This is a genomic window from Nonomuraea sp. NPDC051298 (assembly GCF_055586305.1).
Genome location: NZ_JBVJIM010000034.1, coordinates 30,446 through 55,799 on the forward strand (window position 1 = coordinate 30,446; position 25,354 = coordinate 55,799).

Annotated in this window: 24 protein-coding genes; 16 read left to right on the forward strand and 8 right to left on the reverse strand. The window is 71.9% G+C overall.

Annotation, left to right across the window (positions count from 1 at the left end):
• Positions 1-160: 160 nt before the first annotated feature.
• The 3 genes from ACZ6S0_RS48145 to ACZ6S0_RS48155 all read right to left on the reverse strand — a co-directional run bounded on the left by ACZ6S0_RS48145 (position 161) and on the right by ACZ6S0_RS48155 (position 4,017).
• The gene (locus ACZ6S0_RS48145) at positions 161-1,123 is read right to left on the reverse strand and encodes an SMP-30/gluconolactonase/LRE family protein (RefSeq protein ID WP_465926980.1); all 963 of its coding nucleotides are present in this window, start codon (positions 1,121-1,123) and stop codon (positions 161-163) included.
• Between the two features lie 29 nt (positions 1,124-1,152).
• A complete protein-coding gene (locus ACZ6S0_RS48150; protein WP_465926982.1) occupies positions 1,153-1,938 on the reverse strand; it encodes a hypothetical protein in 786 nt (261 codons plus the stop codon).
• A 291-nt stretch (positions 1,939-2,229) separates the two neighbouring features.
• Positions 2,230-4,017: a PA14 domain-containing protein gene (locus ACZ6S0_RS48155; RefSeq protein WP_465926984.1), complete on the reverse strand. Its 1,788-nt coding sequence runs from the start codon at positions 4,015-4,017 to the stop codon at positions 2,230-2,232.
• A gap of 155 nt (positions 4,018-4,172) precedes the next feature.
• Between ACZ6S0_RS48155 and ACZ6S0_RS48160 the strand changes: the two genes are divergently transcribed.
• The 4 genes from ACZ6S0_RS48160 (at position 4,173) to ACZ6S0_RS48175 (ending at position 6,319) form a co-directional block, all read left to right on the forward strand.
• On the forward strand, positions 4,173-4,526 hold the full coding sequence (locus tag ACZ6S0_RS48160) for a GntR family transcriptional regulator (protein ID WP_465926986.1): 354 nt from the start codon (positions 4,173-4,175) through the stop codon (positions 4,524-4,526).
• A complete protein-coding gene (locus ACZ6S0_RS48165; protein ID WP_465926988.1) occupies positions 4,523-5,497 on the forward strand; it encodes a hypothetical protein in 975 nt (324 codons plus the stop codon). The genes ACZ6S0_RS48160 and ACZ6S0_RS48165 overlap by 4 nt, the downstream gene beginning before the upstream one ends.
• Positions 5,498-5,565: 68 nt before the next feature.
• Positions 5,566-5,967, forward strand: coding sequence for a transposase (locus ACZ6S0_RS48170; RefSeq protein WP_465926990.1), 402 nt, complete (start codon positions 5,566-5,568; stop codon positions 5,965-5,967).
• A 4-nt stretch (positions 5,968-5,971) separates the two neighbouring features.
• Positions 5,972-6,319: a YciI family protein gene (locus ACZ6S0_RS48175; RefSeq protein ID WP_465926992.1), complete on the forward strand. Its 348-nt coding sequence runs from the start codon at positions 5,972-5,974 to the stop codon at positions 6,317-6,319.
• A gap of 433 nt (positions 6,320-6,752) precedes the next feature.
• Here ACZ6S0_RS48175 and ACZ6S0_RS48180 read toward each other — a convergent pair whose 3' ends face one another.
• Positions 6,753-7,346, reverse strand: coding sequence for an exonuclease domain-containing protein (locus ACZ6S0_RS48180; protein ID WP_465926994.1), 594 nt, complete (start codon positions 7,344-7,346; stop codon positions 6,753-6,755).
• A 540-nt stretch (positions 7,347-7,886) separates the two neighbouring features.
• Between ACZ6S0_RS48180 and ACZ6S0_RS48185 the strand changes: the two genes are divergently transcribed.
• From ACZ6S0_RS48185 to kduD, 8 genes are read left to right on the forward strand one after another with little or no spacing between them, the layout of a single operon-like run.
• On the forward strand, positions 7,887-8,660 hold the full coding sequence (locus ACZ6S0_RS48185; protein WP_465926996.1) for an IclR family transcriptional regulator: 774 nt from the start codon (positions 7,887-7,889) through the stop codon (positions 8,658-8,660).
• A 9-nt stretch (positions 8,661-8,669) separates the two neighbouring features.
• Positions 8,670-9,941: an ABC transporter substrate-binding protein gene (locus ACZ6S0_RS48190; protein WP_465926998.1), complete on the forward strand. Its 1,272-nt coding sequence runs from the start codon at positions 8,670-8,672 to the stop codon at positions 9,939-9,941.
• A complete protein-coding gene (locus ACZ6S0_RS48195; protein ID WP_465927000.1) occupies positions 9,938-10,834 on the forward strand; it encodes a carbohydrate ABC transporter permease in 897 nt (298 codons plus the stop codon). Before ACZ6S0_RS48190 ends, ACZ6S0_RS48195 begins: the two co-directional genes overlap by 4 nt.
• Positions 10,831-11,724: a carbohydrate ABC transporter permease gene (locus ACZ6S0_RS48200; protein ID WP_465927003.1), complete on the forward strand. Its 894-nt coding sequence runs from the start codon at positions 10,831-10,833 to the stop codon at positions 11,722-11,724. Before ACZ6S0_RS48195 ends, ACZ6S0_RS48200 begins: the two co-directional genes overlap by 4 nt.
• 13 nt (positions 11,725-11,737) lie before the next feature.
• The gene (locus ACZ6S0_RS48205; protein WP_465927005.1) at positions 11,738-14,335 is read left to right on the forward strand and encodes a hypothetical protein; all 2,598 of its coding nucleotides are present in this window, start codon (positions 11,738-11,740) and stop codon (positions 14,333-14,335) included.
• A complete protein-coding gene (locus ACZ6S0_RS48210) occupies positions 14,332-15,426 on the forward strand; it encodes a glycoside hydrolase family 88 protein (RefSeq protein ID WP_465927008.1) in 1,095 nt (364 codons plus the stop codon). Before ACZ6S0_RS48205 ends, ACZ6S0_RS48210 begins: the two co-directional genes overlap by 4 nt.
• Entirely contained in the window at positions 15,423-16,253 is an 831-nt protein-coding gene (gene kduI / locus ACZ6S0_RS48215; RefSeq protein WP_465927010.1) for a 5-dehydro-4-deoxy-D-glucuronate isomerase, read from the forward strand. Before ACZ6S0_RS48210 ends, kduI begins: the two co-directional genes overlap by 4 nt.
• Positions 16,250-17,005, forward strand: coding sequence for a 2-dehydro-3-deoxy-D-gluconate 5-dehydrogenase KduD (gene kduD, locus ACZ6S0_RS48220; RefSeq protein WP_465927013.1), 756 nt, complete (start codon positions 16,250-16,252; stop codon positions 17,003-17,005). The genes kduI and kduD overlap by 4 nt, the downstream gene beginning before the upstream one ends.
• A gap of 30 nt (positions 17,006-17,035) precedes the next feature.
• Here the strand turns inward: kduD and bla are convergent, their stop codons facing one another.
• From bla to ACZ6S0_RS48240, 4 genes are all read right to left on the reverse strand, one after another.
• Positions 17,036-17,989, reverse strand: a complete 954-nt coding sequence (gene bla, locus ACZ6S0_RS48225) for a class A beta-lactamase (protein ID WP_465927015.1) — start codon at positions 17,987-17,989, stop codon at positions 17,036-17,038.
• A 123-nt stretch (positions 17,990-18,112) separates the two neighbouring features.
• Positions 18,113-18,316 carry a hypothetical protein gene (locus ACZ6S0_RS48230; RefSeq protein ID WP_465927017.1) on the reverse strand — a complete coding sequence of 68 codons (204 nt, stop codon included), beginning with the start codon at positions 18,314-18,316 and terminating at the stop codon, positions 18,113-18,115.
• A 173-nt stretch (positions 18,317-18,489) separates the two neighbouring features.
• On the reverse strand, positions 18,490-19,629 hold the full coding sequence (locus tag ACZ6S0_RS48235; protein ID WP_465927019.1) for a WD40 repeat domain-containing protein: 1,140 nt from the start codon (positions 19,627-19,629) through the stop codon (positions 18,490-18,492).
• Positions 19,630-19,682: 53 nt separating this feature from the next.
• Positions 19,683-20,597 carry an NmrA family NAD(P)-binding protein gene (locus ACZ6S0_RS48240; protein WP_465927021.1) on the reverse strand — a complete coding sequence of 305 codons (915 nt, stop codon included), beginning with the start codon at positions 20,595-20,597 and terminating at the stop codon, positions 19,683-19,685.
• A gap of 97 nt (positions 20,598-20,694) precedes the next feature.
• On the opposite strand from ACZ6S0_RS48240, the gene ACZ6S0_RS48245 reads away from it, so the two are divergent.
• The 4 genes from ACZ6S0_RS48245 (at position 20,695) to ACZ6S0_RS48260 (ending at position 25,297) form a co-directional block, all read left to right on the forward strand.
• Positions 20,695-21,459: an SbtR family transcriptional regulator gene (locus ACZ6S0_RS48245; RefSeq protein WP_465927023.1), complete on the forward strand. Its 765-nt coding sequence runs from the start codon at positions 20,695-20,697 to the stop codon at positions 21,457-21,459.
• A gap of 89 nt (positions 21,460-21,548) precedes the next feature.
• Positions 21,549-22,175, forward strand: a complete 627-nt coding sequence (gene ccmA / locus ACZ6S0_RS48250) for a heme ABC exporter ATP-binding protein CcmA (RefSeq protein WP_465927025.1) — start codon at positions 21,549-21,551, stop codon at positions 22,173-22,175.
• Positions 22,169-23,635, forward strand: a complete 1,467-nt coding sequence (locus ACZ6S0_RS48255) for a DUF6297 family protein (protein ID WP_465927027.1) — start codon at positions 22,169-22,171, stop codon at positions 23,633-23,635. Before ccmA ends, ACZ6S0_RS48255 begins: the two co-directional genes overlap by 7 nt.
• 219 nt (positions 23,636-23,854) lie before the next feature.
• Positions 23,855-25,297, forward strand: a complete 1,443-nt coding sequence (locus tag ACZ6S0_RS48260) for a sensor histidine kinase (protein WP_465927029.1) — start codon at positions 23,855-23,857, stop codon at positions 25,295-25,297.
• Positions 25,298-25,354 lie beyond the last annotated feature (57 nt).

Here is a 25,354-nt window from a genome sequence, read left to right on the forward strand (position 1 = left end):
GGGGAAACGCTAGACGGGGGCGCGGCGGGGGCGCGTCCTCCATCGACGGCCATTCGCCCGTGCGCCAATGGCGGTACGCACTACACCGAACGGCGTAGGAGTGGAGCCGATCACCCGTTGACGGACCCCCTCGGCGGTCAACGAGTGATCGGCCGGAGGGTCAGCCCGGTGGCAGAGCGCCGGACAGGGCGACCGTGGAGATCGTGAACGGGGTCACCGGGGGCAGGCCGTCCCGCCAGCGGTTGTACTGGCTGTTGACGACCAGGGCGTGCCGGGCGGTGAGCGCGATGGCGCTGGGGTGCAGGAAACCGCCGGGCGGGTCGTAGCGGGCGCTGTAGCGGCCCCGCGACAGGTCGTCCGCCATGGTGAGCACGGTGACCTGGGGCGCGGCGCCCTCGAAGAGGCTGCCCTGCACCACGTACAGCAGGTTGCCGCGCAGGGCCAGGCCGTCGCCGTTGCGCAGCGGGTGACCGCCGAGGTCGACCTGCACGGCCTGGCGGGTGTGCCGGTCGATCCGCCACAACTGGCCCGTGTTGCTGTTGACGGTCAGCAGGTGGCGGCCGGTCGCGAGGATGCCGTTGAGGTTGATCACGCCGTCCACCCAGTCGATGGGGGAGGACGACACGTCCAGCCAGTGCTCGATCCGCCACCGGCCGTCCTCGCGGGTCACCCGGTAGATCACGGGGACCAGGGAGTCGGTGGCGTAGGCGAGGCCGTCGTCGGCGACCGCGGTCTCGTTGAGGAAGCCGCCGTCGGCGCTGTGCAGGGTGGCCAGCAGGCGGCGCGTGTGGGTGTCGTAGACGCGCAGGGTACGGGAGTCGGCGCCGCCGACGTACAGGCGGCCCTCCTGGTCGAGCGCCACGCCCGAGGTGAGGCGGCGGCCGTCCTGTTCCTTGGGCGACCACACCTCGGCCACCGGCCTGGTCAGATGGCCGCGGTAGAGTGTGCCGTCCTCGGCGCTGCCCACGTAGAAGTGGCCAGTACGCGAGTCGTACGCCATGCCGGTGGGAAAGGCGCGCTCGCCGGGGATGACGTACCCGTCGGGCAGGGGGTCCGTGGATGCGGCGGCGGCCGGGACGGCGGGCACGGTGGCGGCCAGCGCGGCCCCGAGTGCGCCTGCCATGACCGTTCTCCTGGACGGTCCGCTCATCGTCAGCCCTCCGTGCCCGTGTCGGCCACGAGTGGCGTGCGGACGGCGGGCAGCAGGACCTGGCCGGTCACGAACTCGCTCCACAGCCCGAAGTTCAGCGGGTCACCGGGCTCGGCGCGGGTCTCGGCGAAGCCGACGGCGCGGCCCTGGTGCTGCCGGGTGGCGCCGAAGGAGAGCTGGAAGCGGGTGGTGCCCGCGCGCTCCTGCGGCGGCACGTTCGTGGGCGGGAGGATCTCGTCCAGCGCCCACCGGTAGTCGCCGCCGTACGGGTGCGAGACCCGCTCGAACGTCTGCTCCAGGATCACCCCGGAGGCGGGGAGCACCACCAGGACTCCTGGCAGCCGTCCGATCTTCGTGTTGAAGGCCAGCACCTCCTGCGACGCCCCGTCGGCGGTCTGCCCGAGCCCGCCGCCGACCCGCGACCCCTCCGGGCACGCCCGCACCCCCTGCCGCTCGATCACGGTACGCGCGCACGTCGGGAACGCGCCGGGATTGAAGCTCACCGACGGGTCGAACAGGAACACGAACCGCCGCGCCCCGGCCGGGACCGTTCCCGTCGCCGCACGGCTGCGCCGGTCGAACGCGATCGTCACGCTGCGCCCGGCGCCCCGGGTCGCCGTCACCGACAGCGAGTCGACGTTCTCGGTGCCCTCGACGTCGGGCTCGTAGGGGCGCTGCGGCCCGCCGGGCGCCGGATCGGGCGGGGCCGCGCTCGCGGACGCGGCCGGTGCGAAGACGGACAGGGAGACTGATGCGATGATCGCGGACAGGACGGTCGTGACCTTCACGGCACTCCAAAAGCAGATCAACAGCGACGAGTCATCACCCAATCAACGAACCCCGAAAAGTCATGTAAAGCCCGACACGCACGGGGCTGCGCGAATCGCCCTCCGCAGGCGGCGCGGCCCCGACCGGTGGCCGCGACCGGTGGCACGGCAGTGCGCGGTCAGCCGCTGGCCACGGCAGTGCGCGGTCAGCCGTTGGTCACGGCAGTGCGCGGTCAGCCGCGTCTCCGCACGGCCGACCGCGTCATCCGCCCCGGCCCGCCCGCGAAACGCGGTGGGCGCGGGGGAGAGGGGTCAGGCCGTCCCGGCGAGCAGCTTCTCCTTGGGGATGACCTGGCGGACGGTGGTCGGGCTCGACCAGTGGAGCTGGGCGATGGCGTCGTAGCCGCCGTCGTAGAACTCCATCTTGATGTCGTGCGCGCCCGCCGTCAGCGCGATCTGCCCGCTGTCCTCCCGCTTGGAGTGGTCCGTCCAGGCGTCCACGACCAGCCGCCCGTCCACCCAGAGGCGGACGCCGTCGTCGCTGGTCGTGATGAACGTGTACGTCTCGGCGCGGTCGGCGATCACCTTGCCCGTCCACCGCACGCTGAACGTGTCCGGCGACACGGCCGGGTCCGGGGAGTTCGGTCCCCAGTCGAAGTTCACGGTGGGGTCGACGCGGGTCACCTTGGGAGAGGTCAGGTCGGCGTTGTCGAAGTAGGTGGCGCTCAGCCCCTGCTCCTCGATGACCAGTGTCGTGACCGAGGCGGCGGGCAGCGTGAGCGTGGCGGCGCCACCCGTCACGGCGGCGGAGCCGGCGCGGTGCGGGGCCCACGCGGCGGAGGTGCTCTGCCAGACGGTGGCCGTCCCGGAGGTCAGGCCGGTGAACGCCAGCGTGGTGTTAAGCGGCTCGTCGCCGACGTTGACGAGGACCACGTTCTTGGCCGCGTTCGAGGCGAACACGTGCAGCCGTTCGCTGTCGGCCGTCGCCGTCACCATCGTCGAGCCGAACGGCCGGAACAGCTCCTCGCCGGTGAACATGCCGATGCCGTGGTAGATGGGCAGCGGCTCGTTGCGCGGCACCCCGCCCTCGCCGTCGGTGCTGGTCAGGCCGAGCTGTCCGTTCTTGTCGCCGTACTGGTAGGCGGCCGCCCCCGCGTGCAGGATCTGGCCGAGCGCCGCCGCGCCCCACAGCGTGTTGAAGTGCGTCAGGGTACGGTGCCCGTCCTCGTCCTGCCAGTCGGAGTTGAACTCGCCGATCTGGAGGTCGATCTTGCGCCCGAGGATGGACTCGGCGAGCGCGGACACCTCCTTCAGGTCGGTCTCGTACCCGCGGATGACCGGGCCGAGCAGCTCTTCGTCGGTGATGACCTCGTTGCCGCTGCCGTAGTCGTGGTAGTCGAGGAAGTTCACGCGGTCGCCCGAGCCCTCGAGGAACGTCCTGAGGTAGTCGAGCTTGTTCGAGGACGTGGCGGGGCCGCCGAGCTGGACGCCCGGGTCCTTGGCCCGCAGGGCGTCGGCGATGAGGTTGAAGCGGGCGCTGTACTCGGCGGCCGGGATCTCCGGCTTGCCCGGCACGCAACTGCAGTCGGTCTCGTTCCCCACGATGAACCGCCGCACCGGCTTACCCGTGGCCGCGAAGTGCTCGTACAGCGCCACCGCGTCGTCGCGGTTCACCGCGGCGCTCTGGCGGGAGTCCACCGGCAGGATGATGACCGGCTCGGCGCCCAGGTCGCGGATGGCGGTGATCCAGGCGTCGGCGGTGACCTTGGTGTCGCAGTAGAAGCCGCCGCAGACGATCGGGCTGGCGTGGTTGCCGGGCTCCTCGTAGTGCAGCTCGATGCGCATCCGACCGGCCTTGAGCTTGCGGATGTGCTCGCGGTGCCGGGCGTCGTTGGTGATGTACGACTGGTTGCCGTACCCGGTGATGCCGATGCCGTAGTCGGTGGCGGACAGCGTACGGACGGGCTTGGTGAAGTCGACCGAGACGGACGCGGACGCGGCGGCGGCCTGCGCCCGCGTCGTCGTCGGCCAGATCGCGACGGTCGCGGCCAGGCCGCCCGCGAGGGCGGCACGCAGCACTCGGCGCGCTAATACGGTCATCGTGCTCCTGTCACAAGATCCGGAATTTCCCGTGGATCATGACAGAGGCCGATGACGGCTGAGTGAACTGCGTGGCGGGTTCCCGCCTGGCGAGCACGCCGTGGGTTCGCGGAAAAGGACTTGAGAAGGTCGCATTGTTCTATCATGATTAGAACATGCTCTTCCGTGTGGACCCGAGTAGCAGCACACCGCTCAGCGACCAGATCGCCGGATCTGTTCGCCGGGGCATCGCCGACGGCCTGCTCGGCCCGGGCGACCGCCTCCCGGCCGGGCGCGAGCTGGCCGCGTCGCTGGGCGTCAACATGCACACCGTGCTGCGTGCCTACGCCGACCTGCGCGAGGAAGGGCTGATCGAGCTACGCCCCGGGCGTGGCGCGACGGTCACCGGCGCCAACCCCCGGGAGCTGGCGCACCTGAGCGAGACCATCCGTGACCTGGTCGCCACCGCCCGCCGCGCGGGTCTGGACCGCAACGAGCTCATCTCCATGGTGGGAAAGGCGTTCACATGACCACGAAGATCCGTTCGCTGCTCGGCATCGTCGTCCTGCCCGCGGTGGTGCTGGGCGGCTCCGCGCTCACGGTGCTGACCTGGCGCGACCACCTAGCCGCCACGCTGCCCGGGGCGTACGGCAGGGGTGGCGGCGCCGTCGCCGTCGAGGAACTGGCCGCCGTGCTGCTCGGCCTCCCGGCGATCCTGTGGCTGGCCGGGCTGGCCGGGTTCGCGCTGGCCGGACGGGCGCCGGCCACGCGCGCCCACGCGCTGCGGACCGGCATCCACCTGACGGTCACCGTGGTCGCCGCGACGTCGGCGGCGGCCCTGCTGGTCGTCCTGCGCGCCGCACTCGACACCCCGGCCGGAGCCCCGGTGGGGGTGCCCGACGGCTGGGTGATGGGCGTCGTCGTCTCTCTCGCCGCGCTTGCCGGCGCATCGGCCGCCCTCCTGCTGGCCGGCCGCCGCGTTCCGGCGGGGCGCGCGGCCGGAGCGCCCGAGCCCGGCGCGGTGCGGCTGCCCCTGACCGGCCAGGAGCGGGCCACCTGGCAGGAGCGGCGCGTCCTCAGGGCCGTGGACTGGGCCGTCGCCGCTCTGGCGCTGACCGGGGTGGGCATGACCGCCCTGCTGGTGCCGCTGGCGGGCCCACCCGGATGGGCGGCGGCCGTCGTCGTGGCCACCGCCGTGGCGCTGCTGCCGATGCGCTCCTATCGGCTGGTCATCGACGCGCGGGCGGTGCGGGTGCGCTGCGGCCTGGTCCGCCGCGAGGTGGCGCTGGACGGCGTGCGCGGGGCCGAGGTGGTCTCCGTCCAGCCCGAGAGGTGGCTCCTGGACGGCATGCTGTACGGCGCGGGAGGCGGCTTCGTCCTGTGGCCGGGACCGGCGCTCGCGCTGCGCCTGGCCGACGGCTCGGACTTCCTGGTCTCCTGCCGCGACGCCGCCACCGCCGCCGGCCTGGTCAACAGCATGCGCGACCGGCAGCCCATCTAGAGCCGGTACGGAGTTGAGATCACAGGGATTGCCTGCGCTTCGGACAGCGATCCTGGTAGGCCTTCGCCATGGCGCGTGGAGATCTCACCGATGAGGAGTGGTCCTTGATCGAGCCTCACTTGCCGTTGGGTGAGCGGGGCCCGATCCCGGATCTGCGGCGGCAGTTCAACGGGGTGATGTGGCGGTTTCGTACGGGCTGCCCGTGGCGGGATCTGCCCGCGGTCGAGTACGGGCCCTGGTCCACTGTCCACCTGTCGGCCGACCGCCGATGCCGTCCGCTGTCCTTCGTCCTCACCCCCGGCCAAGCCGGAGACAGCCCGCAGTTTCGCGCGGTTGGCGATCGCGTCGCGACCGTCTGTCCGCTCATGGGGCACCACGATTCACCGTCCACCACGCCGCCATCGAGATCACCGAGGACCGGCCGGCTAAATATTCGAACTTGTCATCGATACTCACTCCTGCCACACTAATCCGATGAAATTCGCACTGCTGCTGTTCGATCTCAAGGACTACTGGGGGTCAGTCTCAAGTGAGGAGATGGAGGCAGCGCTGGCCGAGCACGCAGCCTTCGCCCAATACCTGACGGAACAGCGCATCACGTTCTCCGCGGAGGCCGTGAAGCCGGCAAGCGAGGCCAGGACGCTGCGCCCTTCCAACCAGGGGCCAGTCTCCGCCGCTGGGCCGTTCGTGGCGCTGGATCAGGACTTGGCGGGCTTTTACCTCATCGAATGCGCCGATCTGGACGAAGCCGAGAAGATCGCCCGCCACTGTCCCATAGGCGCGGGCATCGAGATCCGGCCGGTGTGGGATGCGCCGTCTTGACCGCCAAGCGATGAGGCTCACGAGCGGGGCAGTCGCGTCCTTGGAACGTGCCGCTGTGCACGGCGAGAATTACCGGTAGCGCACGCTCGTCGAACGACGAGTCCTCGAACACGCACGACCGCATGACACCACTCCCAACGAAGCGCTGCCGGTCGGCAGACGGCGCCCGGCCCAAGACGCGGATAGCCTTGCGCGCAGGACCGGCACTCACCGCCGGATGCCTCTCGCCGACAACAATCGCCCCGCTCGCTGCGGTCCTACGCCTACGAGCTGCCGGCCTGGTTCCGTCCCTCTGGGCGATTGATGTCCCGTGGCAGCGGGCAGGGCGAGCGGAGGCGGGAGACTTCGCACTCCGGCTGAAGATGGTGAAGAAGCCGCCTCGGCAGCGTCATCCCGGATGCTGTTCATGCGACGACGGGCGATGGTTCTCCTCTTAGAAGCAGCCCTCAGGCAAGGTGGCGCCGGTGTCGCGCAGGTGCCTGAGGGCGGCGGCGAACGAATAGCAGTCGAAAAGCGCTGAATGCTCCTGCCCGGCCACCGGTTTGGGCAGGTCGAGCATCTGCCACAGGCGGCCAACATTGGCCGAAGCCGTCACCGGGGCAATTGTGTTCAGCCAGGGCCGGATATTCAGGAAACGCGCGGTGAGAAAACTGTTCTTCAGCTCTTCTCCGCGAACTCGCGCCCACCCCACGTTCTCCCCGAGCACGACCATGTCATTGCCGTAGGAAAGCACCGTCTGGTCCTGGCAGAATGCCAGGAAATCGTCGAACGCCGCCGCAGGAGAGAGGCCGTCCTGGTCCACCGCCGCCTGCTCGATGCCGGTGAGGTCGGTGAAATAGGCGGACAACCGCGGATTGACCACCGGCCGGACGAGCGCCTCGAATTCTTCGACGACGGAAAAGTCGTCCCGCAGCCGCAGGGCGCCGATCTGCACGATCTCGCGGAGTTGCCCGGGAGCCGACCAGTTCTGCTCGAGCGCGCGGGGCCACGACGTGAACTCAAGGTCAAAAATCACCAAGGTTGACAAAACGGCTTTCCCTTTTCCCAGAAGTGTTTCCCGTCGAACACCGCGCCGCTGCGCAGGTGTGCTGCGAGCAGCGGGGAGTTACCGGCGAGGAGTCTACTACTCCCGCCCGGACGCCGGACATTCACCTGGCGCTTCCACGGGACCGGCCACCGGACGGCTGACGGCCTGTCAAGCGCGTGTGGCGACCCGTTGAACGATGTCGCACAAAGTGCTGACGAGCGTCCGAACGGGAGGTGTCGTCAATGCTCGCGGACCACGGATTTCGCCCGGAGCGAGCATTGTTCGACCCGGCCGGGCGGCTGCGGAACGTGCCATTCATCATGCGTTTTCGACGTGCGGAGCCCCTCAGGCAAGATCGCCTGCCGCCCCGCGCGGCCGACTGTCCCGCGGCCGACCCGCGCGGTCGGGCGGAGGGGCGGCCCTGCGCCGTGTTATCGGCCGTTGACACATAGCGGCGATATCAGTACCTTCCCTCCCATCTATCGGTTTCACCTCCCACTCATCGAGCCGTTAGTAGGTGCTATGGCGGAGCTTGACCGTTTGGCTGGGACTCTGGAGCGCGGTTTCGCGATTCTGGAGCTGCTCGCCACGGAGCGGTCGATCACAGCGGTGCAGATCGCGGAGCGGCTCAACCTGTCGCGCAGCGCGACCTACCGGATCCTGGGCACGCTGCGCCAGCGCGGCTATGTCGACTGGGACGGCACGGAACGAGTGAGCCTCGGCCAGCGCGCGGTCACCCTGGGCATGGCCGCCCTGAGCAACTTCGACCCCTACCTGGCCGCGCAGGCGCACCTGCGTGACCTGTCGCGCGAGCTGTCGGAGGCCGCCCTGATGGCGGTGCGCGACGGCGACCAGATGGTGTACGTCGCCCACGAGGACGTCACCGAGCACTCCATCGCGGTCCGCCGGCTGCTCGGCGTACGCCGCCAGATGCACAGCACGTCGCTCGGCAAGGCGTATCTCGCGGCCCTGCCGATCGACGAGGTGGACGCCCTCATCGACCGGCTCGAGCTGACCCCCCACACCCCCACCACCATCACCGACCGGGCGAGGCTGCGCGCCGAGCTCGACGAGACCCGCGCCCGCGGCTACTCCATCGACAACAGCGAGAACGAGCCGGACGTGCTGTGCTTCGGCGCCGCGATCCGCGACGAGCGCGGCATGCCCATCTGTGCCATCAGCGTCGCCGGCCCCCGCGAGCGGATGCTCGGCAAACAGGACGTGGTCCCCCATCGGGTGTCCGAGGTGGCGCTCGCGATCTCCCGGCGGCTCGGCTTCGTCGGGCCCGTCAACTTCGTGAATCTGGGAAGGTAACCCCCGAAGATGCGACGCATCCTGGCCTCATGCCTCGCCACCTTGTCGCTGGCCGCCTGCGCACCGGGCACGACCGGCGCGAGCGGCGGCGAACAGCAGGTGGACGACAAGACGCTGACGTACCTCTACTTCACCGACGGGCCCGACGAGCAGGCCACCCGCAGCCTGATCGCCGACTACGAGAAGAAGTCCGGCGTCAAGGTGGACCTGCAGGTGGTCCCCTTCGACAACCTGGAGCAGCGGCTGCAGGCGCGGCTGTCCGGAGGCAACGCGCCGGACGTGGCGCGGCTGGCCGACATCGCGCCCTTCCGCGGCGACCTGCTCGACCTGAACAAGTTCCAGAAGGCGGCGCTGGACGGCCAGTTCGTCGACGGTGCGAAGTCCTACGTCACGGGCGCGAACGGCGAGCTGCTCGCGGTGCCCAGCGACCTGACGATGAACGGCCCGCTGGTCAACGTCGACCAGTTCAAGAAGGCCGGGGTGGCGCTGCCGGATGCCACCAAGCCCTGGAAGTGGGACGAGATGGTGGCCGCCGCACAGAAGGTGCAGAAGGCCAACGACACCCAGTACGCGCTCGCCATGGACGTCTCGGGCCACCGCTTCTCGACCATGCTGAGCCAGTTCGGCACCGCGTTCTTCACCGCCGACGGCACCGCCGTGGGGCTGGATCAGCAAAAGGCGACCGCGGCGGTGAAGCGCTTCGCCGACCTGAACGCCTCCGGCGCGATGCCGGCCGACCTGTGGCTGCAGGCCGGGTCCAAGTACAAGGCGGCCAACGAGATCTTCCTGGCACAGCAGACCCCGGTCTACATCAGCGGGAACTGGCAGGTCAGCGCGTTCTCGAAGGACGCCACGTTCACCTGGGCCGCCGCGCCGAACCCGTGCCAGGAGACCTGCGGCGGGTTCCCCGGCGGGAAGTTCATGGTGTCGTTCGAGCAGAGCAAGCGGCAGCAGGCCGCCGCCGACTTCATCGCCTACATGAACTCCAAGGAGTCGCAGGAGCGCCTGGCCAAGGAGGCGAACTTCCTGCCCACCAGGAAGGACCTCATCTCCTCCGGCGTCGACTACCCCCAGCGTGACGCCGACATGAAGGTGTTCCTGGCCGACGTGGGCCGTACGCCGCCCACGGCCTTCGCCTCCACCTACAGCCCGGCGTTCGCCGCCAGCGCGAAGGCCGCCGTCGACGAGCTGAGCAAGGTGCTGGCCGAGCAGGAGACGCCGGAGCAGGCCGTCGAGGCGATCAGGGCCGCCGCGGAGAAGGCGCTCAAGGACACCCAGTGAGCGCCGCCCACAGACGGCAGGCCAAGCCGTGGAACCAGCGGCTCGCGCCCTACCTGTTCGTCCTGCCCAACATGCTGATCTTCGGGTTGTTCGTGGTGTACCCGGCGATCAACAACTTCAACATCAGCCTGTACGACAGCCGCAACGGCCGCGACTTCACCTACGTGGGCGGCGCGAACTACCAGGAGCTGTTCGGCTCGGACGACTTCTGGAGCGCCGCCCGCGCCACCGTGGTGTTCGCCGTGTGCTTCGTGGTGCTCACCACGGTGCTGTCGGTGGCGCTGGCCCTGCTGCTCAACCGGCGCATCAAGGGCCGGGGGTTCTTCCGGACGGTGTTCTTCCTGCCGGTCGTGCTCTCACCGGTCGTGGTGGGCCTGATCTGGGGCTGGATCTTCGAGCGGGGCAACGGGCTGCTGAACACCGTGCTCGGGCGGGCCGGGCTGGGACAGCCGGGCTGGCTCGTCGACGGCGGCCTGGCCATGGCGGTGGTGATCTTCGTGGGGCTGTGGATGCACATCGGCTTCTACATCCTCATCATCCTGGCCGGGCTGCAGGGCATCGACCCGGCGTACTACGAGGCCGCGACCATGGACGGCGCCACGCGCTGGCAGCAGCTTCGGGGCATCACGCTGCCGCTCCTGCGCCCGACCACGATAGTGGTGGTCATCCTCAGCCTCATCGCCGGCTTCCAGGCGTTCGACTACATCTGGACGCTCACCGGCGGCGGCCCCATCGGCGCCACCACGCTGATGGTCCAGTACATCTACGAGAACGCCTTCCAGTCCCCGATCCGGTACGGCCTGGCCGCCGCCGCGTCCGTGGTGCTGTTCGTCACGGTGTTCGCGCTGACCCTGCTCAACTTCCTGTACGGCAGGCGGAGGGAGGCCGCGTGAACCGGCTCCGATGGACCCCGGCCCAGCCAGGCCGCGCGAACCGGCCCCGATGGACCTCGGCCGGCGGCGGCGCCACCCCCACCACCGGGCGGGTCCTCACGTACGCGGCGCTCATCGGGCTGACCGTCGTGGTCCTCGCCCCGGTGGTCTGGGCGGTGCTGTCGTCGTTCAAGACGCAGACCGAGCTGGCGCAGCGGCCGCCGGCCCCGCTGCCGTCGTCGCTGTCGCCGGTCAACTACACCGAGGCGCTCGGCGCGTTCGACTTCGGCCTGTACCTGCAGAACAGCGTGATCGTGACGGTCGGCGCGACGCTGCTGACCGTGGTGGTCAACACGATGTGCGCCTACGGGCTGGCGAAGTACAACTTCCGCGGCCGGGACGCGCTCTTCCTGGTCGTGCTCGGCACCATCATGATCCCGCTGCAGCTCATCTTCATCCCCGTCTACCAGATGGCCGCGCAGCTCGGGCTGGTCAACTCGCTGTGGGGGCTGATCATCCCGCCCGCCGCGACGCCGACCGGCGTGTTCCTGCTGCGGCAGTACATGCTCGGCATCCCCGACGACCTGATCGAGGCGGCCCGCATCGACGGCGCCGGCGAGTTCCGGATCTTCGCCAGGATCGTCGTGCCCCTGTGCGGGGCGGCACTCGCCGTGGTCACCATCTTCTCGGTGATGTGGCGGTGGAACGACTTCCTCTGGCCGCTGATCATCAGCCAGGACCAGGCGATGTACACGTTGCCGGTGGCCCTGGCCCAGTTCAACAGCCAGTTGTCGGTGCCGTTCAACTACATCCTGGCGATGTCGGTGGTCAGCATGATCCCCGTCGTGGTGATCTTCCTGATCCTGCAGCGCCACATCGTCCGCGGCATCGCCAACACCGGCTTCAAGTAGAGGGTTCGAGGACATGGAAGAACGGACCGTACACGCGCTCGACCGTCGCGGCACGATCCTCGACTGGCTGGTCAGCCCCGCCTGGCGGGAACCGGCTGACGACCTGGGCAAGCACCTGCGGGCCGACGGCGACCCGTGGGGGGATCGGGGCCGCTGGCGGCTGACGAACGGGCCCGACGTGACCCCGTTCAAGGAGGAGCTGTACCGGCACCGGCCGCTGCCGCGCGAGCCGGTCGCCGGGCCGATCGCCGAGGGCGGCCCGATCCGCTACCTGGAGCACGCGGGCGAGTGGCGCCGGGTGCACACCGGCGCCGACGGCCTGGTGGACTGGAGCGAGTTCTGCTTCACCCCGGAGTACCGGGTCGCGCTCGCCGCCACCGTCCTGGAGGTCGACCAGGCCGAATGGCGGACGCTGCGGCTCGCGTCCACCGGCCCGACGCTGCTGTTCGTCAACGGCGAACTGGTGGACGAGTCCGACGGCTTCACCTACATGGAGCCCGCCGAGCGCGCCCGGCGGGTGTGGCTGCCCTCCGGCACCTCGACGGTGGTCGTCGCCTCCTGGCAGGTGGCCTTCCGCGAGTGCCGCCAGGTGCTGCGGCTGCGCGTGGACGGGCTGCCCGTCCGCGTCGTCGTGCCCGGCCCCGGCGCGCGCGAGGACACCGCGGCCGTCGCGGAACGCCTCCTGGAGGCTGTGGGCGTCACCCGCTGGGGCACCACCGACGGCACGGTGCCGATCACCGGCCCGGACGGCGTCGCCCTGCGCGTGCGCTGGGCCGAGCGGGAGCGGCTCGTCCGGCTCACGGGCGGACGGGCGACCCTCCGCCTCGACCAGCGCCTCGACCAGGCTGGGGGCGGCCAGGAGGTCGGGAACGCCTCCATGCTGTCGACCGGCGAGACCGTGCTGCGCGTCTCCGTCGACGGCTCGCCGGTGTTCAGGGAGTTCCCCGTCGCCGTCCTGCCCCCCGAGTACCGCTCCGCCCCGCACGGCGATCCCGCCACCTGGCGGGCCGAGTTCCTGCGCCACGCCGCGGGCATGGCCGGCACCTCGGCCGCCGAACTGGTACGCGCCACCGAGGACCCGTCGTACGTCGTCACCGGCCTCGAACGCGCCCTGTGGATGATCGGCAACCGGGCCGACTGCGCCGACTTCGAGGCGGTCGGGCTGGCCCACCTCTGGCACCGCGCCGCGGCCTGGGAGCCGGGCCTGCGCGAGCGGGTCCGCGCGTCGATGCTCGGCTTCAAGTACTGGATCGACCAGCCCGGCCTGGACGCGATGTGCTACTTCACCGAGAACCACCAGCTCGTCTGGCACACGGCGGAGCTGCTGTGGGGCACGGCGCTGAGCGAGGAGACCTTCTCCAACACCGGCTGGACGGGCGCGCGGCACGCCGCGCACGGGCGGCGCATGGCGGTCGAGTGGATGCGGCGCAAGCTCGCCGGCGGGTTCAGCGAGTTCGACTCCAACGCCTATCTCGCGATCGACCTGCTCGCGCTGGTGTCGCTGGTCGAGTTCGCCGAGGATGACGAGGACGACGAGGTCAGGGCGCTGGCGGCGGGAGTCGCGGACCGGGTGCTGTTCAGCCTGGCGGCCAACTCCTGGCGCGGCATCCACGGCTGCGCCCACGGCCGGTCGTACGTGTCGACGCTGCGCTCGTCCCGGCTGGAGGAGACCGCGCCGATCATGTGGCTGTGCTTCGGCACCGGCGCGCTCAACGACGCCGTGCTGCCCGCGACGGCGATCGCGACCGCGCGCCGCTACCGGATGCCCGAGGTGATCCGCCGGGCCGCGAACGACCTGCCGGAGCGGTGGTGGGGCACGCAGAGCTACCGGGGGGAGTACCGGTTCGCGTACGACCTGCTGAGCAGGCCGTACGCGTCCGACGTGTCGGTGTTCAAGACCCCGCACGTGCTGCTCTCGTGCGTCAACGACTACCGTCCAGGGCTGCCCGGCCTCCAGGAGCACATCTGGGGCGCCACCCTGGGCCCCGAGACGCAGGTGTTCGTCACGCACGCCCCCAATTCCTCCGCCTCGCCCTCGGCCCGGCCCAACGCGTGGGCGGGCAACCGGATCCTGCCCCGGGCCCGCCAGCACGAGGGCACGGTGCTGGCGCTGTACCGGATCCCCGGCGACGACGTCATGGGCTACACGCACGCCTGGTTCCCCGTCGCCGAGTTCGACGAGTGGACGCGGGCGGGCGTGTGGACCGTCGGCCGCAGGGGTGACGGCTACGTCGCCCTCGCCACAGAGGGCGGGGCGGAGCCGCTGACCACCGGGCCCGACGCCTGGCAGGAGCTGCGGCCGCTCGGACCGGGCACGGCCTGGGTCTGCACCGTCGGGGGCGGCGGGGACTTCGCGGGCTTCGTCGCGTCCCTGACCGAGCCGCGCTTCGCCCGCGACGGGGTCTCCTTCACCCCGCCAGGGGGCGCCGAGCTGAACCTGACCTGGAACGGCCCCTTCACCGTGGGCGGACGCCCGGCCGACCTCGCCCCCGACGGGACGATCGCCCGCCCTCCCCAGCTCGACAACCCGTACGCGCGGCTGGAGTTCGGCGCGCGTACGCTGTCCATCGGGTCGCACGAGATCCACCTCCAGCAGGGCCGCGACGCGTGAACGAGCCGACCGGCCCACGCACCGGGCTCCAGAGCCGGGGACAGGGCCTGGACACCAGCCAGGCGAAGGGCGCGGAGCCGCCGCTCCCGCCCGCCGACCCGGCCGACCTCACCCCTGACGTGCTCGCCGGGACCGCGCGGCGGATCGCCGACCGGGCCGTGGCCATGGGCCTCACGCACTGGTTCTGGGGCGAGGGCGTCGTCCTGCAGGGCATGATGCGGCTGACGCCCCGGCACCCGTACGTCACCGAGTTCGTCGACGCCCACCTGCGCGACGGCATCGAGCTGGGCCACGTCAACAACCTGGCCCCCGGAGCCGTCTGCGCCGACCTCTACGGCGAGACCGGCGAGCGCCGCTACGCCGACGCGTGCGAGCGCATGCTGCGCTGGCTGCGCGAGGACGAGGCCGTCACCCGCGCGCCCGGCGGCGCCATCGAGCACTGGCCAGGCGGCGTCTGGGCCGACACCGTCTACATGGGCGGCACGTTCCTCATCCACTACGGGCTGCGCGCCGGCCGGCCCGAGCTGATCGAGGAGGCGGGGGAGCAGATCCTCGCCCACGCCGACGTCCTCCAGCACCCGGAGACCGGGCTGTACGCGCACGGCTCCCACGAGGGCCGGACGATCTGGAACTTCTGGGGCCGGGCCAACGCCTGGACCGCGCTGGCGTCGGTCGAGTACCTCGAGGCCGGTGGGGCCAGGTCCGCGCAGGTGCGCGACGTGCTGCGCCGCCAGCTCCGCGCCCTTGCCGAGCACCAGCCCCCGCACGGCGTGTGGGATGTGCTGGTGGACGGGCAGCCGGAGAACCGCGGCATCCTCGAGACCTCGGCCGCCGCCGGGATCGCCGCCGCGATGCTCCGCGCGGCCCGCCTCGGCATCGACCAGGAACGGCTCCGCCCGGCCGGGTGGCGGGCGCTGGCCGGGATCCACCCGTACGTCGCGGGCGACGGCACGCTCACCCGGACCAGCGCGGGGACGGTCCTGCAGCTCATTCCGTTCGGCTACTCGGTCATCCGCACCGACCTGATCCAGCCGTGGGGCCAGGGCCTGGCCCTGCAGGCGTACGCGGCAGCACTCCAGGAGACCACATGAAGACCAGGCACGCCACCGACCCCGGCCAGATCCCGGGGTTCGACACCGACGCGCTCCGCGCGCGCTTCCTCGTGGAGGACCTCTTCGGGGGAGGGAACGGCGGCATCACCATGGTGTACAGCCACGAGGACCGCATCGTCGTCGGCGGCGTACGGCCGTCGGGCGCCCCCGTACGGCTGGAGACGGCCGAGCCGCTGGCCGCCGACCACTTCCTCGACCGGCGGGAGCTGGGCGTGGTCAACGTCGGCACCGAGCCGGGCACGGTCACCGTCGACGGCGCCGATCACGAGCTGGGGGTCAAGGAGGTCCTCTACGTCGGCCGGGGCAGCCGCGAGGTGTCCTTCGCCGGGTCCGGCGGGGCCGCCTTCTACCTCGTGTCCACCCCGGCGCACGCCACGTACCCGACCCGCAAGGGCACGCTGGCCGAGGCCACCCCGATCAGCCTGGGCGCGCAGCGCAGCTCCAACGAGCGCACCATCTACAAGTTCATCCACGCCGAGGGCATCCAGAGCTGCCAGCTCGTGCTCGGCATCACGGAGCTGGCCGACGGCAGCATGTGGAACACCATGCCCGCGCACGTCCACGGCCGGCGTACGGAGGTCTACCTGTACTTCGGCCTCGACCCCGACGACCGGGTGGTGCACCTGATGGGCCGCCCCGACCAGACCCGCAACCTCATCGTGGCCGACCGGCAGGCGGTGATCTCGCCGAGCTGGTCCGTCCACTGCGGGTTCGGCACCGGGGCCTACGCCTTCGTGTGGGCCATGGGCGGGGAGAACACCGACTACGCCGACGTCGAGCCGTACCCGATCGCGGAGCTGCGATGAGCGCCCTGTTCGACCTGACCGGGCGGACGGCGCTCGTCACGGGGTCGCGTACCGGCATCGGCCAGGCCGTCGCGATCGGCCTGGCCGAGGCGGGAGCCGACCTGGTGCTCCACGGTCACCACGACGACCTGGACGAGACGCAGGCGGCGGTCGAGGCCCACGGCCGCTCCGCGCGGCGCTGGATCCGCGACCTCTCGCGGACGGACGGGCTCGCCGCCGACCTCGACGGCCTGCTCGACGGGACCCGCGTGGACATCCTGGTCAACAACGCCGGGATCATCCGCCGCTCACCCGCCGCCGACATGGCGGAGGAGGACTGGGACGCGGTCCTGACCACCAACCTGGACGCCGTGTTCGCCATCACCCAGGCCGCGGGGCGGCGCATGCTGGACCGCCGCTCCGGAAAGATCATCTCGATCGCGTCGCTGCTGTCCTTCCAGGGCGGCGTCAACGTCGTGGGGTACTCGGCCAGCAAACACGCGCTGGTGGGCATGACCAGGGCGCTGGCCAACGAGTGGTCCCGCGACGGGATCCAGGTCAACGCCATCGCCCCTGGGTACGTCGCCACCAACAACACGACCGCGCTGCGGGCCGACCCGGTACGCGAGCCGCAGATCAGGGACCGCATCCCGGCCGGCCGCTGGGGGACGCCCGCCGACCTGGTGGGCGCGGCCGTCTTCCTCGCGGCTCCGGCGTCCGACTACGTGTGCGGCCACGTGCTGTGCGTCGACGGCGGCTGGCTCGCCCGCTGACCCGCTGGAGCGCTGCCCGGCGTCAGACGGTCACAGCCTGCCGAGGGCCTTGGCCAGCGCGGTCGCGGTGGAGGCGATCACCTTGTCGTCGTTCGGGGTGTTGTCGACGTTGCGGTTGGTGAACACCGACAGGACGATCGGCGCCTTGGCGCCGGGCGTCCAGACGATCGCCAGGTCGTTGGCGGTGCCGTGGTTGCTCGCACCGCCGGTGCCGGTCTTGTTGCCGATCGTCCAGTCCTTGGGCAGCCCGGCCTTGATCCGGGTGGCGCCGGTCTGGCTGGCCTTCAGCCAGCCGACCAGCCGGGCCTGGTCGCGGGTGTCGAGGATCTTGCCGGTGGTGAGCTTGATGAAGGTCTGCGCGGCCGCCGCGGGGGTGCTGGTGTCGCGCTCCTCACCGGGCTGCCACTCGGTCAGCGTGGGCTCCGCCCGGTCGAGGCGGCTCGTCCGGTCACCGGTGGCGCGGAAGAACTCGGTCAGCCCGCGCGGCCCGCCGATCTGCTTCAGCAGCGTGTTGCCCGCGAAGCCGTCGGACTTGGTGACCCCGGCTCGGCACAACTGCGCGGGGGTCATGCCGGTGTCGGTGTACTCGGTGGTCTCCGGGGAGTTCGAGGTCAGCTCGGCCACGTCGGCGGGCTTCCAGCGGATCACCCGGTCCATCAGCCCGGGATCGCTCTTGCGCGCCTTCTGCAGCACCGCCGCGCACGCGAACACCTTGAACATGGAGTTGAACGGGAACCGCTCGTCAGCCCGATAGCTGACCGTCTTGCCGGTGCCCAGGTCGATGCCCACCGCGCCGATGCGCCCGTTGTAGGACTTCTCGAGCTCCTGCAGCGTCTGCTCCAGGTCGGACGCGGCGCTGACGCCGTTCCTGGCGGTGACGCCGGAGGCGCTCGTCTCGGCCGTCGCCGCCTGGGCGGGGACGCCCAGCAGCACGGAAGCGGTCAAGGTGGCGACTCCCAGCCGGGGGAGGAGTTGTTTCGTCATGCGGAAGAGCAGAGCAGAACCTGGACGACGTGTCCAATATCGCTATGGATCATTCCTTCATATCCGTGCGGATATCAGGGCTGGTCCGGGGCCACAGAATCGGCAACTGCAATTGAGGTGGAATTATGCCAGGTCCGGGACCCCCGGAGGGAGCGGCGCCGGAGGGACCGGGACCGGGAAGGGCGGTGGCGTCGCCGCCGCGGGCGGGGCCTGGGCGGTGAGCGTGCCCGGCGGCACGGCCGCGCCGGAGGACTGGGCGGCGAGTGCGGCAGAACCGGTGATCGGGCCTGCCACCAGGGCTGCCGCGACGAGTAGACGTCCGAACATCAGGATCACCCCGTGATGTAGACGAACACCCCGGATGAGGTGGGCTGACGGAGCATCGACCGGGGCTCCCGAGGAGCGCCGGGACACCCCCGCACCCTCACCCTAGCGAGGGGCGGCCCACGGGACCCTCGGCGGGAGGCAAAGCCTGGCCAATCCGGACGCGCGCCGGGCGGTCACCAGGCGACGCGCGGTGAGTTGCCCTCGTTCGGGCGTTCGGCGGCTGTGATCGGCATCGAGGTGACCGCGCCGTCGGTCAGGTCGACCCGGTAGGCGCGCCAGTCGTGCGCGTACACCAGGTGGCGGCCGGTCCCGTCGACGCTGAAGCGCAGGCTCAGCGAGGCGCGGGGCGGCGGCTTCGGCCGGGCCAGGACCTGTGACGGCCCGCCCGCCACGGGGACGCGTTCGACGGTGTGCCCGGACGCGTAGACCAGCGCGTTGCCGTCGGGGGTGTGGGCGACCGACTCGATCGGCATGGTGCCCGCGACCTCCTTGACGATCCTGGACGCCTCGCCGCCCGCCCCCGCGCCCAGGCGGGCGAGGTCGAGTACGGCGACGGTCCGGCCCCCCAGCACGTAGGCGAGCGAACGGCCGTCCGGGGCCCAGGACAGGCCATGGACGAGCGAGTGCGACATCGTCGTCCAGTCCAGGCGGCGGCCGGTGGCGACGTCGAGCAGGGAGATCTTGGCGCCGCCTCCGATGAGCGGCGTGGCGTAGGCCAGGCGGGTGCCGTCGGCGCTGAGAGCGAGGTCGTGGACCACCGGGAAGTCGTCGGGCTCGGTCTGCGGGACGGCCACAGGCTTCCCCGGCCGCCCGTCCTCGCCGAGGCGTACCAGGAAGAAGCGGATGGCCGGGTCCTTCGGCTCGGTCCAGCCCGCGACGGCGAACGTGCGGTTGTCGCGGGCGGCGGCCACGAGGTGCCAGGAACTGGTGACGCCGGGCGGCAGTGGGATGTTCGCGACGAACGCCCCGGTCTCCGCGTCGTGCACGGCGGGTGGCACCGGCGTGAAGACGGCGGTCTTGGAGCGGTCGGCGAAGCGGGTGAGCGGACCCCGCGCCGAGACGAGGAAACGCGGCTCGCCCGTCGCCGCCAGGGGCGTTCCGGTGGCCGTGGGATCGGTCAGGGAGGTCGCCGCCGGTAACGGGCGCAGGGTGGGAGGGGTCGTCGTCAGGTGCGAGGGCAACCCCGGGACCAGCGTGGACGACGGCTGCGCCGCACTGGCGAGCGACACCCGGTCGGCCGCCGGATCGGCGCAGCCGGTCACCAGGACGGCCAGGGCCAAGCCCGCCAGCGAGCGGGACACCGAGGAGGACATACGGGGATCATCCTACGGAGGCGGCCTTCCTGACCAGCACGGTGCGGGATCGGTCAGGGCTGGGCGAGGTGGGCGCGGATCGCGGCGGCGCCGGACTCGGCGAGCCAGGCGGAGAGGGTGCGCATCCCCGGATGGATGACGCGCAGCGCTTCGACGTCGGCGTGCCACCGCTCACCGGCGAGCCAGCGCTTCCTGACCGTGGCGATCTCCGGGTGGATCGCGGTGGCCTGGGCGTCGGTGAGGTGCTCGTACCGGATCGGGAGGCCGGTGGCCTCGGCGATCGCGGCGGCGGCCTCGACCGGGGTGGGTTCGTCACCGGCCAGTTCCAGGGTCCGCCCGGCGAACCGGGACGGCTCGGCGAACGCGAGCGCGGCGAACTCGGCGATGTCCTCCAGCGCGATGATCTGCATCGGCTCGTGCGGCGGGAACATGTGCCGGTGCACGCCGCCGTGGAGGCCGTCGATGCCCGCCACGCCGGGGGCGAAGTAGTTGGTCATGAACCGGACCGGGCGCAGCACGGTGGGCAGCGCGATGCGATCGTGCAGGTACCGCTCGATCAGCGCCTTCCCCGCCGAACCCGGTGCCGCCGTCGCGGTCGTGGCGATGGTGCTGAAGACGACCTGCTCGACGCCGGCCGCGGCCGCCGCGTCGATCAGCGCCCGGCCGCGCACCGCTTCGACCTCCGTTTCCAGTCCGGCCGGTCCGAAGGTCACCGGCGGCACGCCGAACAGCCCGCCGACGCCGTCCAGCGCGGGCCGCAGGCTCGCTGGGTCGTCGAAGTCGCCGCGTACGAGCTGAGCGCCCGCGGCGGCCAGCGCGGCGGCGGCGGGCGCGGCGGGGTCGCGCACCAGGGCGCGCACCGGCCGGCCGGCCGCCAGCAGCCGCCGGGCGGTGGCGCCGCCCTGCTTGCCGGTGGCGCCGGTGACGAGGATGGGGGAGCCGGAGTCGGGCGGGGTCACGGTGGTCATGGTGTCCTTTCCATGGACGGTGGAGACGGGGCGGTGGATACTCTGACAATCCGGAATGCTCCACCCCCTTCCACGCCACGGACAAGGATTACGTGACATGACAGCAGCACCGGCGCCGGGCCCGGCACTCGCCGGGCGGGCCGACGCCCGCCGCAACCGGGAGAACGTGCTGCGCACCGCGATGCGGGTGTTCGCCGAGGAGGGGTACGAGGTGTCGCTCGGCCGGATCGCGCAGCGGGCCGGGGTCGGCGCGGGCACCGTCTACCGGCACTTCCCGAGCAAGGAGGTCCTGGTCGAGGCGGTGCTCGCCGAGCAGGTCACGGGATTCGTGGCCGCCGCCGACCGGTGGGCCGCCCGAGCCACGCCCGGTGACGCGCTGTTCGGGTTCCTGATGGAGGTGATCGAGCAGTCGGCCGGTCGCGCGCACCTCTGCGACGCGCTCACCGCCGACACGAGCTGGCCGCGCGCCCTGCTGTCCGCCGCCTCACAGCGCTTCCACGAGGCGCTCGTCCGCCTGCTGCGCAACGCGAAGCAGGCCGGCGCGATCCGCGCCGACGTGCGGGTGGACGACCTGACCGCGCTGAGCGTCGGCGCCGCCGCGCTGCGCTCGGCCCACCGGGACAGGGAACGCGGGACGCGGCTCGTACGGCTGCTGCTGGACGGGCTGCGCCCGCCCGCCGTCACGAAACCCGAGGCGTTTCGCGACACCTCCGCCCTTCAGCGTCACGAAACAGCCGCGCACACCGTGCGGCACTGCCTCGAATGCGGCGTCCGGCTGCGCGTCCGGGCCACCGGACGGCCGGCCAGCTACTGCGGTCCGACCTGCCGCCAGCGCGCCCGCCGCCGCCGCGTCGCCGGATGACCACCACAGAACCGCTGATCCTTGACGAATCCGCAGCGACCACCTCAACCGCGCGTGGCAGGCCGACGGCGCGCATAAACTCCCCAAGCATGAAGGCAGAGATCGTCGCCGCCCGTGACGTCCGGGTGGAGCTGGGCGGCCACCGCGTGCTCGACGGGGTGGAGCTGACCGCCTCACCCGGCCAGATCGTGGCGATCGCCGGGGAGAACGGAGCGGGCAAGTCGACCCTCCTGCGCTGCCTGGCCGGGCTGCAGACCCCGTCCTCCGGCCGGGTCCACGTGCTGGACGGCCCGCCGGTCGACGCGGCGGGCTTCTGGCGCGAGGTGGCCCTGGTGGGTGACGAACCGGCCTGGTACCCGGGGCTGAGCGTCCTCGAGCACCTGGAGATGGCCCTGTCGGTGCACGACGGCGGACGGCTGAGCGCTCAGGCGGCGCTGTCGGCCTTCGCGCTCGACGGGCGCGCCGACCAGCACCCGCTCACCCTGTCCACCGGGCAGCGGCAGCGGCTGTCGCTGGCCATGGCGCTCATCAGGCCGAGCCGCCTGCTGCTGCTCGACGAGCCGGAGCGCGGCCTGGACGCCGACTTCCGCGCTCGCCTGGGCGACCTCCTGCGCGCGTACGCGGCCGACGGCGGAACCGTCGTCATGGCCACCCACGACCGCGACCTCGCCACGGCGTGCGGGGCCCGGCTGGTCACCCTGGAGACGGCGTGCTGAGGCGCTGGCAGGACCGGTACGTGACGCTGTTCGGCGTGGCGCTGGTGCTCGCGATCGGCGGGCAGCCGATCGCGTCCGCGCTGGGCGGGCTCGCCCGCGAGGCCGACCCCGCCCGGCTCGGCTCCGGCCTGGCGCTGGTGGCCGTGGCGTACGCGGGCTATCTGGCGCTGGTCAGGACCGTCGGCCCGGTGGTGCTGCCGGCCGCCGACGCGTCCTGGCGGCTGCTGTCCCCGCTGCCCCGCCGGGCCGTGCTGGGCAGGACGGCGCTGGTGCTGCTCGCGGTCTCGGTCGTGGGCGGACTGCTGCTGGGCGTGGCGCTGGTGTCGGTGCTCGGCGCCCCCGACCAGACCTCGCTGCGGCTGACCGCCGCGCTGGTCCTGGGCCTCGGCGCGGGGCTGGGCGGCATGGCGCTGGGCGTGCTGGGCCAGGCTCACCCCGCCTGGGACGGATGGTTCCAGGCGCTGATCGCGATCACCGTGGTGGCGGCCGTCCTGCTGGCCGTGCTCGGCGCCGGACCCGGCCGCTCCGCGCTGACGTCGCTGGCGGGCGCCCCGGCCGGGCTGGCCGCCGCCGCTGCCGGGTGCGCGGTGACGGTGACCGCGTTCCTGGTACGGCGGGCCTGGGCGGCCTTCGACCGCGTGCCCGCCCGCGAGATCATGGCCGCCTCCCTCAAGACCGGCAGGGTGGCGCAGGCCACCGCCATGCTCGATCCCGGCGCGCTGACGTGGGCGGCGGAGGACAACCACTGGAGGGGCCGTACGCTGCGCTCGCGGCGCTGGCCGGTGACCGGCGCGTGGACGCTGGCCTGGCAGGAGGTCCGTCGCGCCGGTCGGCGTCCGGCCCGGTTCGCGGTGCTGGCCGTCGCCTGCGCGCTGCCCGCCCTCGCCGTGGCGGCCGGGCTGCCCCAGGTGGCCACCGTGCTGGCGCTGGGGGGCGCGCTCTCGGCGGCCGCGTCGGTCACGTCCGGTACGCGTCGCGACGGCGACAACCCCGCGCTCCTGCGGCTGCTGGCCGTGGGACGGCCCGCCGCGCTGGCCGCGCGCAGCCTGCCGGCCGCGTCGCTGGCGGCGGTGTGGCTGGGCGTCGCCCTCGCCGGGATGAGCGCCGTGGGCGCCCTCCCTGACGGGCCGTGGTGGCTGCTCGGACCGGCCTGCGGGCCCGCGCTGGCCGCGGCGGCGTCGCGGATGGCCAGGCGCTCGCCGGTCGACCACTCCATGCCCGTGATCGACACGCCGGGCGGTGCGATCCCCATGGGGCCGCTGTTCTGGGCGTTCACCGGCGTGGACCTCGCCCTGCTCGGCTGCGCGCCCGCCCTGGTGGCGTTCGCCGCGCAGCCGGTGGACCTGACCCCTTACCTGGTGGCCCAGGTCGTGACGGGTCTGGGCGTGCTCGGCGGCTCCATCCTGTCGGCCGCCGGTGGCCTGGGACGGCGGGGCGCGGGGCGATCGGGCCGGGCCTGACCTCCGATTCGTCCACGCCCGTGGGGACGGTGGAACCGTTTCGTCCGGGTTCGCCAGGGAAATCGTGATCTGTCCGCGCGGGAGGCTCTCCTGGGATTCCGGGCCCAATCATGGGTGCGGCTTGTGGAACAGCCGTCCTTCCCGGTAACGGCGGATTTCTAGCATGATGTCGGAGGAGCTGTGGACCTACTTCGGCGTGACTGGACCATCCGGACCCGTATGACGGTGCTCTCGACTCTGGTGGTCACGCTGATCTGCGCGGTCCTCATCCTGCTCGGCCTGGCTTTCCTGCACGCCAGCGACATGAAACACCGGGTCAACAACGCCTACCACGGCACCTGGCGGGTGGCGTTCCGCTATGACCACCAGCCGATCCCCGCCGTGATCGACGACGTCGAGGGGGTGTGGGCCGTCCAGGTGGTCGACCCGTCGGGGCAGGTGATCGCGGCGAGCCGGCCGTTGCTCGGCAGCCCGCGACTGGCCCTGCTCACGCCCCCGCGGCGCGCGGGCGGTGTGGACATGATCCGCTGCGGGATACCGGCGTTCCCCGGACGATGCATGATCGTCAGCGCCGTCTGGATGCCCAGGACCACGGTCGCGCACGACCTCCTTGTCTACGGCGTCGTCCCCGCCACCCCCTGGTACGTGAGCGTCCCCACCCTGACCGTGCTCCTGGGCGTCGGCATCGCGATCGTCGGAGTCGTGGCGTTCGGCACGTCACGCGTGGTCGGGCGGACGCTGCGGCCGGTCCAGGACATCCGTACGGCGCTGGACCGCATCACCTCGACCGACCTCGGCAGCCGGGTGCCCGTGCCCGCCCACCACGACGAGATCTGGCAGCTCGCCACCACCGTCAACCAGACGCTGCGCCTGCTGGAAGCCGCGATGCAGCGCGAACGGCAGTTCACCTCCGACGCCTCCCACGACCTGCGCAGCCCCATCGCGGCCATGCGGCTGCAGGTGGAGGAGGCGCTGATGAGCCCCGACCCGGCCGACTGGCGGCACCTGGCCGACACCCAGCTCGCCGGCCTCGAACGCCTCCAGGCGATCGTCACCGACCTGCTCGCCATCAGCAGGCTGGACGGCGTCGGCAGGTCCACCGACGTGGTGGACCTGAGCCAGATGGTGACCGCCGAGCTGAAGCACCGGGCCATGTGCGCGGGCCCTGTCCTCGTCTCCAGGATCGAACCCGGTGTTCTGGTCGCCGGTGACGTCCTGGAATGGCAGCGTCTGCTGGCCAACCTCCTGGACAACGCCGGTCGCCATGCCGACTCCACCGTCACCGTCCGGCTCACCCGCGACCGCCACGACGCCGTGCTCGAGGTCTCCGACGACGGCCCCGGCGTGCCGCAGGAGAAGAGGGAGGAGATCTTCCGGCGGTTCGTGCGCCTGGCGGACTCCCGCGCCAAGGACGCCGGCGGCACCGGGCTCGGCCTGGCCATCGCCCGCCAGATCGCCGAACGCCACCGCGGCAGCCTCACCCTCGCCGACTCCGATGGGGGAGCCCGGTTCGTCACCACCATCCCGCTCTATCCGTCCGCCGCCGAACCCCAGCACGACGCCCCCACCGGCCGCTCCGATCTCTCCACCGGCCACTCCGACGGCCGCTCCACCGGCGACTCCGACGGCTCTGCCGGTGGCTCGCCCGGCCCTGAGCGCTGAGACCTGAGCCGGTTGCCGCCGAGGGCGGAGCCTGCCGTGATCGCGGCAGGCTCAAGT

Excerpts from the sequence above, each read along its gene's own strand:
- ACZ6S0_RS48145 (WP_465926980.1), bottom strand. The coding sequence starts at position 1,123 with ATGGCAGGCGCACTCGGGGCCGCGCTGGCCGCCACCGTGCCCGCCGTC.
- ACZ6S0_RS48155 (WP_465926984.1), bottom strand. The coding sequence starts at position 4,017 with ATGACCGTATTAGCGCGCCGAGTGCTGCGTGCCGCCCTCGCGGGCGGC.
- ACZ6S0_RS48160 (WP_465926986.1), top strand. The coding sequence starts at position 4,173 with ATGCTCTTCCGTGTGGACCCGAGTAGCAGCACACCGCTCAGCGACCAG.
- ACZ6S0_RS48165 (WP_465926988.1), top strand. The coding sequence starts at position 4,523 with ATGACCACGAAGATCCGTTCGCTGCTCGGCATCGTCGTCCTGCCCGCG.
- ACZ6S0_RS48170 (WP_465926990.1), top strand. The coding sequence starts at position 5,566 with ATGGCGCGTGGAGATCTCACCGATGAGGAGTGGTCCTTGATCGAGCCT.
- ACZ6S0_RS48175 (WP_465926992.1), top strand. The coding sequence starts at position 5,972 with ATGAAATTCGCACTGCTGCTGTTCGATCTCAAGGACTACTGGGGGTCA.
- ACZ6S0_RS48190 (WP_465926998.1), top strand. The coding sequence starts at position 8,670 with ATGCGACGCATCCTGGCCTCATGCCTCGCCACCTTGTCGCTGGCCGCC.
- ACZ6S0_RS48205 (WP_465927005.1), top strand. The coding sequence starts at position 11,738 with ATGGAAGAACGGACCGTACACGCGCTCGACCGTCGCGGCACGATCCTC.
- kduI (WP_465927010.1), top strand. The coding sequence starts at position 15,423 with ATGAAGACCAGGCACGCCACCGACCCCGGCCAGATCCCGGGGTTCGAC.
- kduD (WP_465927013.1), top strand. The coding sequence starts at position 16,250 with ATGAGCGCCCTGTTCGACCTGACCGGGCGGACGGCGCTCGTCACGGGG.
- bla (WP_465927015.1), bottom strand. The coding sequence starts at position 17,989 with ATGACGAAACAACTCCTCCCCCGGCTGGGAGTCGCCACCTTGACCGCT.
- ACZ6S0_RS48230 (WP_465927017.1), bottom strand. The coding sequence starts at position 18,316 with ATGTTCGGACGTCTACTCGTCGCGGCAGCCCTGGTGGCAGGCCCGATC.
- ACZ6S0_RS48235 (WP_465927019.1), bottom strand. The coding sequence starts at position 19,629 with ATGTCCTCCTCGGTGTCCCGCTCGCTGGCGGGCTTGGCCCTGGCCGTC.
- ACZ6S0_RS48240 (WP_465927021.1), bottom strand. The coding sequence starts at position 20,597 with ATGACCACCGTGACCCCGCCCGACTCCGGCTCCCCCATCCTCGTCACC.
- ACZ6S0_RS48245 (WP_465927023.1), top strand. The coding sequence starts at position 20,695 with ATGACAGCAGCACCGGCGCCGGGCCCGGCACTCGCCGGGCGGGCCGAC.
- ccmA (WP_465927025.1), top strand. The coding sequence starts at position 21,549 with ATGAAGGCAGAGATCGTCGCCGCCCGTGACGTCCGGGTGGAGCTGGGC.
- ACZ6S0_RS48260 (WP_465927029.1), top strand. The coding sequence starts at position 23,855 with ATGACGGTGCTCTCGACTCTGGTGGTCACGCTGATCTGCGCGGTCCTC.